The organism is Acinetobacter sp. V89_7 (genome assembly GCF_029967895.1).
In the GTDB taxonomy this organism is placed as follows: Bacteria; Pseudomonadota; Gammaproteobacteria; order Pseudomonadales; family Moraxellaceae; genus Acinetobacter; species Acinetobacter soli.
In genome coordinates, this window is the sequence record NZ_JASCAJ010000017.1 from 478,655 (window position 1) to 494,951 (window position 16,297).

The window sequence follows — 16,297 nt, forward strand, 5'->3', positions numbered from 1 at the left end:
ATAAAATATTAGGAATAGTTTGTCTGGCAAAAGTTGCAATTGAAGTGGTATATATATGCCAGAATATTAAATGCACCTTGTGGCTAAATCGGGAAAAAATGTTTCAGTTTATCCAGCAGCAAGATCAACTTGCTGATGTTTTATCAATCATGAACCAATGTTCAGTGTATGGGCTGGATACAGAGTTCATCAAAGTGGATACGCTTTGGCCTAAATTAGGTGTTTTTCAAATCAATTTAAATGGTACTGTCTTTTTACTCGATGGGGCCACACTCGATTTAAGTGAATTTTGGAATAAGCTTTTTGCAGCAGAGCAAAACGTTTTTCACGCCTGCGGCGAAGATATCGATCTGATTTATCACTATGCGCAGCGTAAATATCTAGACAATGTATTTGATACCCAAGTGGGATTGTCTTTTTTAGGCCATGGTTTGCAAGTGAGCTATCAGGCCGCGCTCAAACTCATTTTAAATATTGATATCGAAAAAGATCAAACCCGATCTGACTGGCTCGCAAGACCACTCAGTGAAGAACAGCTCCAATACGCCGCCAATGACGTACTGTATATTTTACAATTGTCTGATGAAATCAAAGCGCAATTACAGGCCAAACAATTGTGCGATTTCGTGATCGAAGATTGCCGGCATCTGACCAAAGAAATTGGAACCGAAACACCCCAGCATTTACTGTATACCGATGTTGCGAATTATCGCCATTCTCGGCGTCAACTGATGCAGTTACAGCAACTCACTGTGTGGCGTGAACAACTGATTAAGGCGATCAACCAGCCACGCAGTTTTATCTTAAAAAATGCGACCATGATTGATCTGGTCGAAAAAAATCCAAAAAATACCTTTCAGTTGTCGCAAGTTAAGGATATCCGTCCCAATATCGTGCGAGAGCATGGCAAAACTATTCTAGATTTACTTAAATTTTTACCTGAGCAGCACGAATGGCCACTACGTATGGCCAGACCTATCCGACATTCATCTCAAGAAATTACAAGTAAAATGAATCAATTGATTGACAATGTCGTGAATGAAACGCAGGTACCCAAAGAAGTCTTGCTGCGTAAGAAATGGTTAAATGCGTTGTATCAACATGTGGTGTTTCATCGCCACGAAGATGAATTACCCGAATATCTGCTTGGCTGGCGCTATCGCCTTTTGACCGAGCCTTTGATTGCGATTCTGCAACAAGATGAACAGTATCTATCGACGCAAATGAAGATAGAAATTTAAAATGTGGTACGACTGGTGCGTTGAAAAACATTCATGTATCTGTTGATTTTTTTAATGTATGCTTTTTTAGAGTTTTGAGAGTTGTGATTTATGCACTGTGATATTTACAGATCGAGTAAGAAAGATGAGATGTACGTTTATATAGCTCGTCCAGATTACCCAAATGATGATGTAGAAGGCAAAGATCCTTTAGAAATCTTACCTGAAACATTGCGTACGGCATTTGGTCGTCCGACATTTGTCATGCATCTTGAGCTTTCTCAAACACGCAAACTTGCACGTGTCAATGTTTTGCATGTCCTCGATTCACTTGAAACAAAAGGCTTTTTTATCCAAATGCCGCCAGAAGGGTTTATCAACTTATCTGATGAGCCAGAGGGATTACGTGGTGCTTGAACAACTTGCAGGAATTTGGAGCGGCTTACTTTCAGTGCTGGATTCAGTTCCTGAAGACAGCATTGCCATAACCGCTTATGTGGGCGGAACCCTAATTGTTTTGTGGTGCTGGTACAGTATCGCAAAACGCTTGCCGCGACTGATTGGTGGCGTAACGTGGATTGTACTGTTTGCCGTACTGGCCACGCCCACAATTTCTGAAGGAGTGAATGCCGGAATTGCACCTGCTATTTTTGGTGTGATTTTTGGTGTACTCACCAAAGAGCAACCGCTTATTTGGGCAAATTTGTCTTTAATTTTATTTGTAACAGGACTTGGGTTATTGATTGGCTATTTATGGTCAAATTATAGCGCAAACAAGGACACATCCTCTGTTTAATAAAAATAAAGGTAAAACATGACTGTCGACGCACAACAATTTACGGGTACAGATCAGTATATTGCAACTGAAGGTCTTAAACTGGCAGTAAAAGCAGCGCGCGCTTTGCAAAAGCCGCTGTTGATTAAGGGTGAACCGGGCACTGGTAAAACCTTACTGGCAGAAGAAGTCGCGCAAAGTTTAGGCATGAAGCTCATTACGTGGCACATCAAATCTACCACGAAGGCACAGCAAGGCCTCTACGAGTATGATGCCGTTTCTCGCTTGCGTGACAGTCAGTTAGGCGATGATCGTGTTTATGATATAAAAAACTATATTAAACCCGGCAAATTATGGGAAGCTTTTCGTAGCGAGGAGCGATGTGTGTTGTTGATTGATGAAATTGACAAAGCCGACATCGAGTTTCCAAATGACCTACTGCACGAACTAGATAAAATGTCTTTCTACGTGTACGAAACTGGTGAAACGATTAGTGCAATTCAACGTCCGATCGTGATTATTACCTCGAATAATGAAAAAGAACTACCCGATGCATTTTTGCGCCGCTGCTTCTTTCATTATATTGAATTTCCAGATGAAGCGACTATGCGCGAAATTATTGATGTGCATTTTCCGCAGATCTCAAATACCTTGGTCAATGAAGCACTTCAGATTTTCTTTAAACTCAGACAAGTGCCTAATTTAAAGAAGCCACCTTCTACCTCAGAACTGATCGACTGGCTCAGCTTGCTTATGGCCGATGATATGCCTGAAGATATCTTACGCAATCATGATCGTACTAAGGCCATACCTCCGTTATATGGCGCATTGATTAAAAATGAACAGGATGTACAGTTACTCGAACGACTAGCATTTATGACACGTCGTTAAGGATGGTGCGCCATGTTCGTTCGATTGTTTTATACGCTACGCAAGTATGGTGTTCCGGTCACAACACGTGAGTTGATTGATCTTAATCAGGCGATTGCTCAAGGCGTTGTCTTTGCGGATCAAGAGGAATTTTATGAATTGGCCAAAACTATTTTGGTCAAAGACGAACGTTTCTTCGATAAATTTGATCGTGCCATTAAAGACTATTTTGATGGTATCGAAACCTATGATCTTGATGAGCTGCTTAAACAGGTTCAAAAACTCCCCAAAGACTGGTTCGATCTAGAACTATTAGAAAAGCATTTATCGTCTGAAGAACGAGAGGCACTTGAAAAGGCAGGCTCGATCGAGGCACTAATGAAAATGCTCGAAGAACGTCTTCAAGAACAGCATAAGAAGCATCAAGGTGGCAATCGGATGATTGGCACAGGGGGTACTTCACCATTTGGTGCATTTGGCGATCATCCCGAGGGTGTTCGCATTGGTGGGCCGGGGCGAAAAAAATCTGCGGTTAAGGTTTGGGAACAACGCAAATATCAAAATCTGGATGATGAGCAAGTTTTAGGTACTCGGCAAATGCAGCTCGCATTAAGGCGATTACGTAAATTTGCGCGTCAAGGTGCTGCCGAAGAGCTAGATGTCGACAAAACTATTCATGAAACAGCCAAGCAAGGCATTTTAGATGTGCAAATGGTTCCAGAGCGACGCAATCGCATTAAGGTATTGATGTTATTTGATGTTGGTGGCTCGATGGATGCCCATGTGGCGCAATGTGAAAAATTATTTAGCGCTGCAAAGACTGAATTTAAGACACTTGAATACTTTTATTTCCATAATTGTTTATATGATTACGTCTGGAAGGATAATTATCGACGTACCTCAAGTCGCTTAAACACTTGGGACTTGTTGCATACTTATGGCCGTGATTATCGTGTGATCTTTGTTGGTGATGCCAGTATGGCGCCATATGAATTAAGATCGGTTGGTGGCTCGGTAGAATATATGAATGATGAGTCAGGTGAAGTGTGGTTACGCCGTTTGCGTCAGCACTTTGATAAGACTGCGTGGTTAAATCCAGAAGAAGAAGGATATTGGAAATACACACAAACCATTGCACAGATTGATGAAATTTTTGAGAAGCATATGTATCCCATGACCCTCAAAGGGGTTGAGGACATGACACGTTATTTATCTCGATAATGATTGATGAAGGTGCTTTTATTTATTGATGTTGTGACTAAAACACACGCTTAGCCACCTTCAACGATGTGCTAGGCGCGTGTACGGCTTTAAACTTATAGCCTTAACCCGAGATATATTGCTTAAGCTGTACGATCAACTGACGTTGATCTTCCATAGCAGCCTTGACCAAGTCACCAATTGAAATAAGCCCTTGAAGTTTACCGTTTTCGACCACTGGAAGGTGACGTAAATGTCGGTCTGTCATGAGCTGTAAGCAATCTTCTACACTAAATGATTTATCAACTGTAAAAACTTTTGCAGTCATGATTTCGCTGACCAACGTGTTGTCTGAGGAACGTTCCATCAGCGTGATCTTGCGCATATAATCGCGTTCAGACAATATTCCCGCTACTGCATCATTTTCAACCACAACCAGCGCACCAATGCCTTTGTCTGCCATGAGGGTGATGGCCTCAAGTACTGTTGCGTCCGGTGAAATGGTATATACGGTGTGTTCACGTTTTTCATGTAAAACTTGGGCGACATTGGTCATATTCGGGTCCCTCTGGATGTTTTTGTTGTTCCCATTAAACTTAACTTGAATTAAGCAAAATTCAAATATGGGCTGATCAACAATTATGCAAAAAAATCACTTCCTACAAAAAAACTTATGACGAGATGGATTTACATTACATTCAACTGAGATTGCGCAAAAAAGAAATGACTCATTTGCGTAGTTGAGAGTTTAAATTTGCACTGCGATGAACTAAACAAGGCAGGCGTTACGTTTAACCGCTTTAAAGTGGGTAATAAAGCGGTTTGAAAATCCTGCGGCTTGATTTTTTTTGGAACATAATTAGGCCAATGCTTTTTGGCATAACGATGAGCTTGTACACCATTTAACCAAAAGGGAAAAATGAAACTGTCTTCGTCGGATTTAATTGCCCAGCCTTGATGGTAAAGACCCCAAAGTGTACCGCAGTACATCATTGTTTTAAGAATTGAAATTTTGAGAATTAAATCTTTAGAAGCTGGGGGAAGGTGAGTAATGCGTCTCATGATATAAATGTTCTAAAAATGCTTTTGTATTATAAAAAAGAAAGATTTAAGTTTCGTTTAAGTCTTGAATAAAATCGTAATTTTTTTTAACCGGGCATTAAAAAACGCCACCTAGGTGACGTTTCATTATGCTTGCATTGTGGCCATCTTTTGCCAGTACTGGGCTTTCATCGAATCACGTTCTACGCGAAAACCTTGATAATAAAGTTCTGCCAAGAACAAGGCCGCTTTACCATGGCCGGCACGGGCCACTTCTTCGAGCTGGGTTACTGCATCTTGGAAATTCATTTGTGATTGAATTGTGTTGACTGCAGTTGCATACACATGCTCTAACTCATGATGAGAGATTTGCTGAATCATAGTTAAAAACTCCTTATAGTTGTAGTTATGATTACATTTTTAGACTTATCTCAGTCTTGCGAACCAATTTAACAGTTCATTGTTAAACTAATATTACATTTTAGTGGATAAGTCAAACAATAAGTGGGGTAACTTTATTGTATTTCAAGTTTACATGATTAAACAATGAACTGAAATATTTTTTATTAAAATCAATTGAAGAATTATATCAAAGGAGAAAAACATGATAACCACGATTGATGGCTTTAACTTTGGCATCCCTTTTGATCGTAATGACATTATTGCCTTGGCTCAATATCATCGTCAACAGCTTGACGAGGCGGTATTTCACCAAGAGATTCACTTAGGGGACTACTGCTTAGCACAGCGTAAACGCGTGTATGATTATACTCGCCAGCTTGATCCAGAGCTTAAAGCTGAGTTTTATCGTATTTACGATGGAGAGCTGCTTCGTTTGGCCGACGAAGATGATTTGCATCCCGCAGATGCCGAAGGGGGACTAAGTTATTTTGCAATTGGCGTTACGCTTTTGTTAATTGCATTTATTTTATATTTTGCTTTTGTGCGCGCATTAACCAGTTAATGTGCTCAAAAATGCGTTTCATTTCACACGATTACTTGTGAAAAGTCTCAATGAGTCATACACTACTTCAGATTCGAGGTAGGGTATGCTCATATCTAAACAAAACATTTTAAAACTTAAGTCAGAATTTAAAATTGAACGAATCTATAATGCCGTCGTTATTCTGATTATTTCTGCAATTCTTTTCTTTGGTTTTCAGTCTCTTCATAAGCCGATTAAGACTCAATATTATCGTCATATCGTGGCACTTTCGCAGCAGGCCAATAATCCAAAAACGCAAATTATGGCCAAGCACATATTGCAGCAATCTGAGATTGATTTGGGTGATTATTTAAAATTGATGCATGCGTATCAATTTGAAAAATCTCAAGCACGTTATTATCCAGCAATTTCTTTAGACGACCCACAATAGACAATTGAGCTATTTTTGTACAGACTTTGCCGAGCTTGATAAGTTGTGCAGATTCTCTTTTAAAAGCGTTTCAATCCGTTCTGAACTGATATCTTGACCTGCCACAATCACGGTAAGGCGGTCGGGGTGAAGGTGACGATGAATGGCGTGCTGAATATCTTCTGCTTTAAGCGCATTCAATGCTTTGGGATATTCTGTCAAATAGTCCGATGGCAACCCGTAAAAGCCAATTGCTCCGAGTTGGGCATTAATACTGGCATTGCTACTAAAGCTCATTGGAAATGCACGTAGCATGCCTATTTTGGTTTCTTGAAGTTGCTTTGAATCAATTGGTGTGTTTACAAAGTTGATTAAGGTTTGATGCGCCACGCGTATGCTTTCAAGAAGTTGTTTTTGCTGAGTGGAATAATTAAGCTGGAAAAGTCCTGAAGATTGGGTGAAGCTAAACGAACTGTATGCGCCGTAGGTATAGCCGCGTTTAACACGTAATTCTTTCATGAGTGCCGAGTTAAAGCCATTGCCTCCGAGCATTTGATTGGCTACTTCAAGCGCCAGAACGTCAGGATCGCTACGTTTCAAGCTTAGGTGCCCCATACTGACATACGCCTGTGTGGCTGCATAAGGCAGAATTCGGACATCAAATCCCTGTTGCTCAAGTGCATCAGGTAGTGGTGCTGCAAGTTGCCCTTGAGGAAGGCGTTCAAAAATACGTGCTGATAATTGCTTGGCTTCTAGTGCATTGAGCTGTCCTGTTATAGCAAGGTTCATATTTTGCGCCACTAGAAATGTATCGCGAAATTGTTTTAATAAGACGGGTGTGAGTTTTTTTGTACTGACTACGGTGCCACTAGTTGGCTCTGCATAGGGATGATAGCCATAAATTGCACGGTACAAGGCAATATTGCTTAAACGTTCCGGATTTTCCTGAAGCTGTTTTTGTCCCACATTGGTATTGCTCAGTATCAAATTGAGTCCCGAAGGCTCAAAGCTTGAATGTTGAATCAGATCAAGCATTAAATCGACAGCCGGATTAAGCTTCTGGGGATCAGACAATACACGTAAGCGAATCACAAACATATCGCGGTAAGCTTGTACGTTTAGCTTTGCTCCCAATTGCTCAAAACGATTTGCAATTTGCGCTGCACTTAAATCGGGTGTTCCGTCATCGAGCAGTTTGGCCGTCATATTCGCAATACCATATAGCCCCTTGCCAAGTGATTCGTCTCTGGCAGAGCCGGCGTTAAAGGTCAATTGAATGTCGACCATTGGCAGCGCTTGCGATTCTACAAATAGCGAGCGAATGCCTTGTGGAGCGGGCAGTTCGACCACATACGGTGCGCTACTGGTCAAATCGTCTGATATGCTTTTTAGGCTTCTGAGCTGTTGAAGTGATTTAAGTTGTCCGCTTTCAGTTTCTGCCATGACATTTGCCGAATCGGTTATTTCGGCGTAGACCGTGGTACATAAAAAACTTGATAGTAGCAGTAATTGAAATGGTTTTAGGCAGAGGACTTTGTTCATGGGTTAATCTGCCTGTGTATCTTTAGAAGCGGGTTGCAAGTACAGTGTGGTCAGGTTGTCTCGAACAAAATAAGCATTTGCAACGCGCTGAATATCTTGTGGCTGAACGCTTTCATAGTGGCTTGGCAGTTCGTCAATCAGACGAAAACTTAATCCGTTCACTTCGAGATTTCCAATCATGTGCGCTTGTCCTGCAATATCGTCTTGACTAAACACCAGCTGTGAAACAAACCTTGATTTTACTCGTTGTAGTTCATTGCTATCTAAAGGCTGAGTTTTAAGTTGGTCTAGCTCTTCTTGAATAGCGTACTGTGCATCACGAAGTGATATGCCAGGCGCAGGCAGTGCGGTAATGGTAAACAAGCTATCGCCACGATTGTATGGTTCATAACTGACATTGATCGATGTTAAAATTTTCTTTTTGCGGATCAGCTCAGTTTGTAAGCGTGAAGAAACGCCACCATTGAGTATGGATTGAATAATACTCAACGCATAGGCATCCTGCGGATTTTTAGCGGTGACTAAAGATTTAACATTCCATGCCATATAAAGGTTAGGGACCTGTACACCTAAACTGGATTCCATATGTCGGTAGCCAACACGTTCAAATTCAAGCAAATCGTTACGTGCGGGTAAGGGAGACGATGTGATTGAAGCAAAGTAGGTGTGAACTTGTTTGAGTGTTTGCTCTGCATCTACATCTCCAATAATCACCAATGTTGCATTGTTTGGTGTATACCAAGTCTTATACCAGTCTTTGAGCTGATCAAGCTTGAGATTTTGAAGATTTTTCATATATCCGGCCACAGGCTGTCGATAGGTACTGGTGGGATAGGTAAGCCATTGAAAGCGTTCAAATCCTAAAGCAGTCGGTTTATCTTCGATTCGCTGGCGACGCTCTTCCATCACCACCTGAATTTCGGTATCGAAATCTTGCTGTCTCATGCGCAGATTTTTCATTCGGTCGGCCTCGAGTTCGAGTGCCAATGGTAAATAGGCTTTAGGATACAACTGATAGTAATAGGTGTAGTTACTCGCAGTTGCAGCATTGACACGGCCGCCGTAAATTCGGCTTAAGCGAGTGAACTCATTGTCTGGTACTTTGGTGGTGCCTTTGAACATCATGTGCTCTAAAGCATGCGAAATTCCCATAAGGTGGCCGGGTTCGTCGGCACTTCCCACACCATACCAGAGTTGTACCACTGCAATCGGGGCGCGGTGATCCTCACGGATAATGACTTTCAGACCGTTTGGAAGTGTACTTTCTACAATGCTACGCGATAACTGACTCTCAGCCGCTTGTAGCGTCGATACTTTACATACAACTAAAACACTTAAACCACACAAAAAGGAATGAACGCCTTTACGTAAAAATGTCTTATATTTCGCTTTTAACACAATCCAATCCGTGACAAGGCGCTTGATCTTGAGTTCTATTGTTGAAAAAACATTTTTTGAAAACAATGTTTTCCTGTTGTGATTTAGTTATGCCGCTTCCTGTGCCAGATATTCACAGGCATGGCGCTGAAACTGTGTTAAACTCTCGCTTTTAACCCGCTGCTTTTCAAGGGAATCGGCATGCAACAGCAATCCAATATGCACAATAAATTCTTGATAGATGCTGATATCGGTGATGACGATGTCACATTACCTAATTTACCAGCAGTTGATGTGCCTATTGTTGAATCTCATACAACAAATTTCACCGCAGCCCCTACACCTGCGGTACAAGAACAAAAAATAGAAACTGAACAGACTGAAGAGACATCAGCAAAAGGTGGTTTTTTCAGTCGAATGAAAGAAGGTTTAACCAAAACCCGTCGGAACCTTGCCGACGGAATGGTAAATATTCTGATTGGTGGTAAAGAAATTGATGATGAGTTGCTCGAAGAGGTTGAAGAGCAATTACTGGTGGCCGATATTGGTGTCGAAGCAACCAAAACCATTATTACCAACTTGACCGAACGAACTGCGCGTGGCGATTTGATTTATTCGCACTCGTTATATAAGGCTTTGCAAGAAGAACTTGTAGCACTGCTTGCACCACGCGTTAAACCGTTGCATATCGATCCGAATAAGGCGCCGTATGTGATTTTAATGGTAGGTGTCAACGGTGTGGGGAAAACCACCACCATCGGTAAACTTGCAAAACGTTTACAAGGCGAAGGAAAGAAAGTTATGCTGGCTGCTGGCGATACTTTCCGTGCTGCTGCCACTGAGCAATTACAAATCTGGGGTGAACGCAACAATATTCCAGTTGTAGCGCAAGGCCATGGCGCAGACAGTGCATCGGTTATTTTCGATGCCTTTGAAAGTGCGCGTGCTAAAGGAATAGATGTTCTGATTGCAGATACGGCTGGACGTTTACACAACAAGAGCAATTTGATGGAAGAGCTCAAAAAAGTAAAGCGTGTGATGCAAAAGATTGATGCAACTGCACCGCATGAAATCATGTTGGTGGTTGATGCCGGAACAGGTCAAAATGCGATTAATCAAGTGCAAGAGTTTGATCAGGCCGTTGGATTAACAGGACTGACCATCACGAAGCTGGATGGAACTGCAAAAGGTGGCGTACTTTTCAATATTGCAAGTCGTACTCATGTGCCCATTCGCTTTATTGGTGTGGGTGAGAAAATTGACGATTTGCGTCCTTTTTCCGCTAAATCATTTGTTGCAGCGTTATTTGAAACTGAGAAGTAACAAATCGCTTAGTTTGATTTCAAAACTCCACATTATGTGGAGTTTTTGTTTCAATCTGCTTAATAATATAAAATTGTCCTATAAATAAAACGATATGTCGTACATTTAATACTGATTTCAACATATGACCTCGATAAACTTGACTCATTCAAAGACAACTGGCCTGCGTGCCTTAAATCGATAGGACACAAAAAATGGTTTCATTTTTAGACAAAATTAAAGAACGCCGCTCAATCTATGCCATTGGTAAAAATGTTGCCTTAGAGCAACACCAGATCGAAGACATCATTAAAGATGCCGTAAAACATAGCCCGTCTTCATTTAACTCACAGTCATCACGCGTCGTGATTTTATTTGGTGAGTCACACCATCAGTTCTGGAATATCGTACGTGAAACACTACGTAAAATCGTACCAGCAGATGCGTTTGAAGGGACCAATGCCAAGATTGATAGCTTTGCTGCAGGTTTTGGTACAGCATTGTTTTATGAAGATCAGGCTGTGATTAAAGGGTTACAAGAGCAATTCGCTGCTTACGCTGATAATTTCCCAGTATGGTCTGAACATTCGTCTGCAATTGCACAATTTGCGACATGGACTGCGCTTGCAGATCATAACATTGGCGCATCTTTACAGCACTACAACCCAATTATTGATGAAGAAGTTGCACAAACTTTTGACGTTCCAGCGAACTGGAAGCTTCGTGCACAACTGGTATTTGGTTCAATTGAAGCACCAGCGGGTGAAAAAACATTTATGAATGACGAAGAGCGTTTTAAAACCTTCAACTAATTCATATTGAATATAAAAAAAGAGCATCTTAGATGCTCTTTTTTTATAAAGAGATTTATTGAACTAATCATCAGTTAATTCGCATAAGTGTCATAAAATTGTCATGCTCTCGTTGCATAGTGCCTGCACTGAATCGAAAAAATGATCCAAAAGAAGGTAGGCCATGACATTTAGATTAACTACTGCTGTACTGGGATTGATGCTAAGCAGCTCTGTGTTCGCAGCTGCAACATTGACCACACCAGAAGAAATTGTAATTCTTGCTGTCAATGATCAAGAAGTGAATAGCGGACTATTTCGTGGCACTAAAAATGTGTTTAAAGTCGATTCAGGTGAAAATAGCCTAAGTGTTCGTTATCAAGGCTACTTTGGTCATAATGATGGTGAGCATGACATTTTAAAGTCAGGTGTAATTACATTGAAAACACCTGCACTACAAGACAATCAAACCTATCGCCTTGCATTGATCAATGCACCTCAAGAGTTTGAGGCTGCCAAAAAATATGCCCAACAACCGACCATTGGTTTGTATAACAGTGCCAATCAATTGCTTGTTCAGCAAACAGGTGCCAATACACAATCTAAGCCTTGGTTAAGTAGTGGTATTTTTGGTAAAGCCTATGATCTTACGCAAAAAAAGACAACAGCGATTCAGCAGCCTGCACCTGTCTACACAACGGTTCATACAGCAAATACGGCTTCGGTTGCTGCTAATGGCCAGAGTTTAGTTGATGTCTGGAAAAAGTCCTCCAACGCTGAACGTCAAAAATTTATGGCGTGGTTGGCAGAGCAAGCACAGTAAATATATAACTGACTGAATTTTGTTGGAATTAAAGTGCATTTAGAGTAGTTTGAGGGTATGAATTTTTGTGTAAATAGCGCATGCATAACCTCACTATTCGAGAAGCACAACCTGACGACCTAACAACTTTAGTCGAGATCATTAATCAATCGTATCGAGCTGGCGGACAGCGTAGCTGGACCTCAGAGCAAGGGCTGGTACAAGGGCAGCGTATTGATTTCGATCAGTTGAAGCAGCTCTTTTACAAGAGCAACGTAACGCTTTTGGTTGGAGAAATTTTCACTGCAAGCCAGCATAGTCCTGTTACTGTTGCTTGTCTGGCCTTAAGCTCTAACAAAGATCGGGTTGAAATTGGCACTTATTGCGTAGCACCAGCATATCAAAATTTAGGATTAGGACGACAAGTACTATCTTTGGCTGAAGCCTATGCGCTTCAGAAGTATCCAAATCTGAAAATTTTTGAAATGTATGTACTAGATGTCAGGACTGAGCTTATCGCATTTTATTTGCGTGCAGGCTATATCAAAAGCGGCCATACAGAACCTTATCCGGTTGATGCAGATGTCGGCGTACCATGTGTGCCGATTGAGTTGATTCATCTATATAAATCTATTTAAATTATCCACCCTCCCTAAGCAGGGTGGATAAATAGGTTCTAGGGTATATACCACAGTACGTAGCCCAACAGCATGAGTGGCCAAGAAATTAACGGGCTAAAGAGCAGTTTCCAAAGCCAAAATTTTGGAATAAATCCCACGCCATGAACAAATCCACCGCAAATCCCAAACATGATCAGTGTTAAAGCACCGTGACTATAATTTCCATATTGATCAAGCATGAGATTCGGATAGACCATCATGATTGCGGCCAGTGGTAAAGCCATTAAAAATGAGATCGGTCTAGTCCAGCTTATGAACCGATGATGTAAAGGAGTGGATATATCGACTGACATGATCTAATCCTCATCGAGATTCTGATGATGTTCAATATAAAGTGCCCCTAATACACTGGCAAAACAGGCCATCAATATTCCTAAAATCCATGCAAAGTACCACATAAGCGTTCTCCGTCTTAATACAAATGATGTGAATGAGATTCAACATGTTGATTGGTGATGACGCCCCACATTTTGTAATACGACCACGCGGTATACAGCAAAATGAGTGGTACAAAGATACAGGCTGCAATGGTCATAACGCCCAATGTTTTTTGGCTAGAGACAGCATCCCAAAGCGTTAAACTCGAATTTGGTTGAACACTCGATGGCAGTAAAAAAGGAAAGAGCGCAAAGCCAGCAGTTAGAATGCATCCGATAATACTCAGGCTGGTTCCGGTAAAACTTAAACCTGCTTTATTTATTACGCTGCCACCAGTCGCCAGCAATGCACCTAAAATGGCGATGAGGGGAGCAAGCAATGTCACAGGATAAGTATGGTAGTTATTCATCCAGCCAGGATTTGCAGTGGTCACTACAACTTTTGCAAGAGGATTTAAAGCGGCGTTAGTGTTTATATGGCTTGCGAAGCTGTAACCGTTAATATGACCCATAAAAAGCCAAACGCCTGCAACAACAAAACCCATCAGAAAAACGATAGACATATAACGTGTTGCCCGCGCTGCGCGCTTATACAGATCACCCTCTGTACGAAGCATCAGCCATGATCCACCATGTGCACATAGCATAGAGAGGCTAACCACACCGCACAGCAGCGCAAATGGATTTAATAAACCAAAAAAGCTACCGCTATATGTGGAGCGTAAGGTGTCGTCAAGATTAAATGGAATTCCCAAAAAGAGATTGCCAAATGCAATACCAAAAACTAAAGCAGGTACTGCACCTCCAATACAAAGCGCCCAGTCCCACGCATTACGCCATGTCGTATTTTCGAGCTTAGAACGATAATCGAACCCCACCGGTCTTAAAAAAAGCGCAAATAAGACCAAGAGTAATGCCCAGTATAGACCTGAAAATGCGACAGCGTAGACCATAGGCCAAGCAGCAAATAATGCACCCCCTGCAGTAATAAACCAGACCTGATTGCCATCCCAATGCGGAGCAATTGTATTGATTGCACTACGTCTTTCAGTATCCGTTTTACCAACGAAAGGCATGATGGCCATAGCCCCCATATCAAAGCCATCTGTCAGTGCAAATCCGATGAGTAATACGCCAACCAAAACCCACCAAATGATTTTTAATAGTTCGTATTCCATTATGATTTTACCTCACCAGTCGAGAACCTTTGCGGCTGTGGCTGTTCAAAGTGATATTTGCCTGTGTGCAAAGCACTTGGGCCTAGTCGCGCAAATTTGATCATTAAATACATCTCAATAATCAGTAAAACGGTATAAAACGTTGCAAGCGCTAGGATTGATCCCCATACATCATGTGAAGTTAAAGTTGAAGCTGATAAATGGGTTGGTAATACTTCACCAATTGTCCAAGGTTGACGGCCACCTTCTGCGACATACCAGCCTGTTTGTGCAGCAATCCAAGGTAAAGGAAGAGCGAAAAGCGCAAATTTGAGTAGCCAAGGTTTGTTTTCTGCATTGCGTTTTGCAACGGCCCAAGCGGCTAAAATAAATAGCAGCAACATCAGCATGCCTGATGCAACCATGGCACGAAATGAGAAAAACAAGGCTTTTACATTTGGAATTGAATCTTTAACCGCCATTTTGATTTCGGTTTCAGAGGCATCGACAACATTGGGTGCATATTTTTTCAGTAACAGACCATAACCGAGATCTTTTTGGTTTTTCTCAAAAGAGGTCAATACTTTTAATGAACGATCACCAGCGCGCAACTGCTCTAAATCTCGATAAGCATGCATACCATTTCGAATCCGAATTTCATGCTGGCGCATTAAGTCCTGAATGCCGGTCACTTGCTCTGTGGTTGATCGTGTCGCAATCAAACCTAATGCATAAGGTATTTTGATTGCATAATCGGTTCGCATTTCTGTTTGATTTGGAATACCAAAGAGCGTAAAACTTGCTGGAGCCGCTTGAGTTTCCCATTCAGATTCAATTGCAGCAAGTTTGGTTTTTTGTACATCACCAAGTTCATAGCCTGACTCGTCTCCAAGCAATATGACCGACAAAATTGAGGCCATGCCAAAAATGGCAGCAATTGCAAAAGAACGACGTGCAAAGGGAAGGTCGCGTTTTTTAAGTAAATAATAGCTTGAAATGGCCAGTACAAATACGGCGCCTGTGACATAACCAGCAGACACCGTATGAACAAACTTGACCTGTGCAACAGGGTTGAAAATTAATGCTGAGAAATCGACGAGCTCCATGCGCATTGTTTGATAATTAAATGCTGCACCCACAGGATTTTGCATCCAGCCATTGGCGACTAAAATCCACAATGCTGACATATTGGAACCAATCGCGACGAGCCACGTGACAGCAAGGTGTTGAACTTTAGATAATCTGTCCCACCCAAAGAAAAACAGGCCAATAAAGGTTGATTCAAGGAAAAAAGCCATTAAACCTTCGATTGCCAAAGGTGCGCCAAAAATGTCTCCAACATAATGAGAATAGTATGCCCAATTGGTTCCAAACTGAAACTCCATTGTTAGACCTGTGGTAACACCGAGCGCAAAATTAATCCCGAAAAGTTTTCCCCAAAACTGGGTCATATCCTTATAGATTTGTTTGCCAGAAATCACATAAGTGGTTTCCATAATCGCCAGCAGAAATGCTAGACCAAGCGTCAATGGTACAAATAAAAAATGATACATCGCAGTCATGGCAAACTGGAACCGCGAAAGATCGACAACGCTTTCTGAAATCATCAACGTGTCTCCTTGCTTGAGGATAAACTGCCTGCAATATGCTCAGCAGCGTGATGGTCAAAGTTTTTGGGAGTTGTAGGATGATCAAACCAAATAAGTTTGATTGATATTAGAAGAATTAACTTTAAGATTAATATTAAAGTTAACTCTCGAATTAGCTTTTTATCTAAATTCTGATTTGATTTCATTATTTAATCAAAT

At 41.4% G+C, this 16,297-nt stretch carries 21 protein-coding genes; 11 read left to right on the forward strand and 10 right to left on the reverse strand.

What is annotated here, in order from left to right; all coding sequences use genetic code 11:
* Nucleotides 1-98: 98 nt before the first annotated feature.
* The 5 genes from QLG00_RS03480 (at nt 99) to QLG00_RS03500 (ending at nt 4,086) form a co-directional block, all read left to right on the forward strand.
* Entirely contained in the window at nt 99-1,241 is a 1,143-nt protein-coding gene (locus QLG00_RS03480; RefSeq protein ID WP_025094798.1) for an HRDC domain-containing protein, read from the forward strand.
* A gap of 90 nt (nt 1,242-1,331) precedes the next feature.
* Nucleotides 1,332-1,637, forward strand: a complete 306-nt coding sequence (locus QLG00_RS03485) for a YcgL domain-containing protein (protein WP_004938621.1) — start codon at nt 1,332-1,334, stop codon at nt 1,635-1,637.
* Complete coding sequence (locus QLG00_RS03490) at nt 1,630-2,016, forward strand: hypothetical protein (RefSeq protein ID WP_025094797.1); 387 nt, start codon at nt 1,630-1,632, stop codon at nt 2,014-2,016. Before QLG00_RS03485 ends, QLG00_RS03490 begins: the two co-directional genes overlap by 8 nt.
* An 18-nt stretch (nt 2,017-2,034) precedes the next feature.
* Nucleotides 2,035-2,886, forward strand: a complete 852-nt coding sequence (locus QLG00_RS03495; protein ID WP_004938619.1) for a MoxR family ATPase — start codon at nt 2,035-2,037, stop codon at nt 2,884-2,886.
* Between the two features lie 12 nt (nt 2,887-2,898).
* Complete coding sequence (locus QLG00_RS03500; protein WP_055414621.1) at nt 2,899-4,086, forward strand: VWA domain-containing protein; 1,188 nt, start codon at nt 2,899-2,901, stop codon at nt 4,084-4,086.
* Between the two features lie 103 nt (nt 4,087-4,189).
* On the opposite strand, the gene QLG00_RS03505 is transcribed toward QLG00_RS03500, so the two are convergent.
* The 3 genes from QLG00_RS03505 to QLG00_RS03515 form a co-directional block, all read right to left on the reverse strand.
* The gene (locus QLG00_RS03505; RefSeq protein ID WP_004938616.1) at nt 4,190-4,621 is read right to left on the reverse strand and encodes a CBS domain-containing protein; all 432 of its coding nucleotides are present in this window, start codon (nt 4,619-4,621) and stop codon (nt 4,190-4,192) included.
* A gap of 131 nt (nt 4,622-4,752) precedes the next feature.
* Complete coding sequence (locus QLG00_RS03510) at nt 4,753-5,127, reverse strand: DUF2750 domain-containing protein (RefSeq protein WP_004938614.1); 375 nt, start codon at nt 5,125-5,127, stop codon at nt 4,753-4,755.
* Nucleotides 5,128-5,253: 126 nt separating this feature from the next.
* A complete protein-coding gene (locus QLG00_RS03515) occupies nt 5,254-5,487 on the reverse strand; it encodes a hypothetical protein (RefSeq protein WP_282470504.1) in 234 nt (77 codons plus the stop codon).
* A gap of 223 nt (nt 5,488-5,710) precedes the next feature.
* Here QLG00_RS03515 and QLG00_RS03520 point away from each other — a divergent pair, with 223 nt between their 5' ends.
* On the forward strand, nt 5,711-6,070 hold the full coding sequence (locus QLG00_RS03520; protein WP_004938610.1) for a hypothetical protein: 360 nt from the start codon (nt 5,711-5,713) through the stop codon (nt 6,068-6,070).
* A gap of 85 nt (nt 6,071-6,155) precedes the next feature.
* Nucleotides 6,156-6,482 (forward strand): hypothetical protein, encoded by a 327-nt coding sequence (locus QLG00_RS03525; protein WP_004948039.1) that lies wholly within the window; start codon nt 6,156-6,158, stop codon nt 6,480-6,482.
* Between the two features lie 9 nt (nt 6,483-6,491).
* On the opposite strand, the gene QLG00_RS03530 is transcribed toward QLG00_RS03525, so the two are convergent.
* Nucleotides 6,492-8,003 (reverse strand): pitrilysin family protein, encoded by a 1,512-nt coding sequence (locus tag QLG00_RS03530; protein ID WP_282470505.1) that lies wholly within the window; start codon nt 8,001-8,003, stop codon nt 6,492-6,494.
* A gap of 3 nt (nt 8,004-8,006) precedes the next feature.
* Nucleotides 8,007-9,350: a pitrilysin family protein gene (locus tag QLG00_RS03535; protein WP_282470520.1), complete on the reverse strand. Its 1,344-nt coding sequence runs from the start codon at nt 9,348-9,350 to the stop codon at nt 8,007-8,009.
* A gap of 231 nt (nt 9,351-9,581) precedes the next feature.
* On the opposite strand from QLG00_RS03535, the gene ftsY reads away from it, so the two are divergent.
* The 4 genes from ftsY (at nt 9,582) to QLG00_RS03555 (ending at nt 12,913) form a co-directional block, all read left to right on the forward strand.
* Nucleotides 9,582-10,703 carry a signal recognition particle-docking protein FtsY gene (gene ftsY / locus QLG00_RS03540; protein WP_004938599.1) on the forward strand — a complete coding sequence of 374 codons (1,122 nt, stop codon included), beginning with the start codon at nt 9,582-9,584 and terminating at the stop codon, nt 10,701-10,703.
* Between the two features lie 194 nt (nt 10,704-10,897).
* Nucleotides 10,898-11,494 carry a nitroreductase family protein gene (locus QLG00_RS03545; protein ID WP_004948029.1) on the forward strand — a complete coding sequence of 199 codons (597 nt, stop codon included), beginning with the start codon at nt 10,898-10,900 and terminating at the stop codon, nt 11,492-11,494.
* Between the two features lie 163 nt (nt 11,495-11,657).
* The gene (locus QLG00_RS03550) at nt 11,658-12,296 is read left to right on the forward strand and encodes a DUF2057 family protein (protein WP_282470506.1); all 639 of its coding nucleotides are present in this window, start codon (nt 11,658-11,660) and stop codon (nt 12,294-12,296) included.
* Nucleotides 12,297-12,376: 80 nt separating this feature from the next.
* On the forward strand, nt 12,377-12,913 hold the full coding sequence (locus tag QLG00_RS03555; RefSeq protein WP_004948023.1) for a GNAT family N-acetyltransferase: 537 nt from the start codon (nt 12,377-12,379) through the stop codon (nt 12,911-12,913).
* Nucleotides 12,914-12,951: 38 nt separating this feature from the next.
* Here the strand turns inward: QLG00_RS03555 and QLG00_RS03560 are convergent, their stop codons facing one another.
* From QLG00_RS03560 to cydP, 5 genes are read right to left on the reverse strand one after another with little or no spacing between them, the layout of a single operon-like run.
* Nucleotides 12,952-13,248 (reverse strand): cyd operon YbgE family protein, encoded by a 297-nt coding sequence (locus QLG00_RS03560; protein WP_119689606.1) that lies wholly within the window; start codon nt 13,246-13,248, stop codon nt 12,952-12,954.
* Between the two features lie 3 nt (nt 13,249-13,251).
* On the reverse strand, nt 13,252-13,353 hold the full coding sequence (cydX, locus tag QLG00_RS03565) for a cytochrome bd-I oxidase subunit CydX (protein ID WP_004938584.1): 102 nt from the start codon (nt 13,351-13,353) through the stop codon (nt 13,252-13,254).
* Nucleotides 13,354-13,367: 14 nt separating this feature from the next.
* A complete protein-coding gene (cydB, locus tag QLG00_RS03570; protein WP_119689605.1) occupies nt 13,368-14,513 on the reverse strand; it encodes a cytochrome d ubiquinol oxidase subunit II in 1,146 nt (381 codons plus the stop codon).
* Nucleotides 14,510-16,096, reverse strand: coding sequence for a cytochrome ubiquinol oxidase subunit I (locus QLG00_RS03575; RefSeq protein WP_119689604.1), 1,587 nt, complete (start codon nt 16,094-16,096; stop codon nt 14,510-14,512). Before QLG00_RS03575 ends, cydB begins: the two co-directional genes overlap by 4 nt.
* Nucleotides 16,096-16,284, reverse strand: coding sequence for a cytochrome oxidase putative small subunit CydP (gene cydP / locus QLG00_RS03580; RefSeq protein ID WP_025094787.1), 189 nt, complete (start codon nt 16,282-16,284; stop codon nt 16,096-16,098). Before cydP ends, QLG00_RS03575 begins: the two co-directional genes overlap by 1 nt.
* Nucleotides 16,285-16,297: the final 13 nt, after the last annotated feature.

Excerpts from the sequence above, each read along its gene's own strand:
- QLG00_RS03505 (WP_004938616.1), bottom strand. The coding sequence starts at position 4,621 with ATGACCAATGTCGCCCAAGTTTTACATGAAAAACGTGAACACACCGTA.
- QLG00_RS03525 (WP_004948039.1), top strand. The coding sequence starts at position 6,156 with ATGCTCATATCTAAACAAAACATTTTAAAACTTAAGTCAGAATTTAAA.
- QLG00_RS03515 (WP_282470504.1), bottom strand. The coding sequence starts at position 5,487 with ATGATTCAGCAAATCTCTCATCATGAGTTAGAGCATGTGTATGCAACT.
- QLG00_RS03555 (WP_004948023.1), top strand. The coding sequence starts at position 12,377 with ATGCATAACCTCACTATTCGAGAAGCACAACCTGACGACCTAACAACT.
- QLG00_RS03545 (WP_004948029.1), top strand. The coding sequence starts at position 10,898 with ATGGTTTCATTTTTAGACAAAATTAAAGAACGCCGCTCAATCTATGCC.
- QLG00_RS03575 (WP_119689604.1), bottom strand. The coding sequence starts at position 16,096 with ATGATTTCAGAAAGCGTTGTCGATCTTTCGCGGTTCCAGTTTGCCATG.
- QLG00_RS03560 (WP_119689606.1), bottom strand. The coding sequence starts at position 13,248 with ATGTCAGTCGATATATCCACTCCTTTACATCATCGGTTCATAAGCTGG.
- QLG00_RS03495 (WP_004938619.1), top strand. The coding sequence starts at position 2,035 with ATGACTGTCGACGCACAACAATTTACGGGTACAGATCAGTATATTGCA.
- QLG00_RS03480 (WP_025094798.1), top strand. The coding sequence starts at position 99 with ATGTTTCAGTTTATCCAGCAGCAAGATCAACTTGCTGATGTTTTATCA.
- QLG00_RS03500 (WP_055414621.1), top strand. The coding sequence starts at position 2,899 with ATGTTCGTTCGATTGTTTTATACGCTACGCAAGTATGGTGTTCCGGTC.
- QLG00_RS03520 (WP_004938610.1), top strand. The coding sequence starts at position 5,711 with ATGATAACCACGATTGATGGCTTTAACTTTGGCATCCCTTTTGATCGT.
- QLG00_RS03530 (WP_282470505.1), bottom strand. The coding sequence starts at position 8,003 with ATGAACAAAGTCCTCTGCCTAAAACCATTTCAATTACTGCTACTATCA.
- cydP (WP_025094787.1), bottom strand. The coding sequence starts at position 16,284 with ATGAAATCAAATCAGAATTTAGATAAAAAGCTAATTCGAGAGTTAACT.
- QLG00_RS03485 (WP_004938621.1), top strand. The coding sequence starts at position 1,332 with ATGCACTGTGATATTTACAGATCGAGTAAGAAAGATGAGATGTACGTT.
- ftsY (WP_004938599.1), top strand. The coding sequence starts at position 9,582 with ATGCAACAGCAATCCAATATGCACAATAAATTCTTGATAGATGCTGAT.
- cydX (WP_004938584.1), bottom strand. The coding sequence starts at position 13,353 with ATGTGGTACTTTGCATGGATTTTAGGAATATTGATGGCCTGTTTTGCC.
- QLG00_RS03550 (WP_282470506.1), top strand. The coding sequence starts at position 11,658 with ATGACATTTAGATTAACTACTGCTGTACTGGGATTGATGCTAAGCAGC.
- QLG00_RS03510 (WP_004938614.1), bottom strand. The coding sequence starts at position 5,127 with ATGAGACGCATTACTCACCTTCCCCCAGCTTCTAAAGATTTAATTCTC.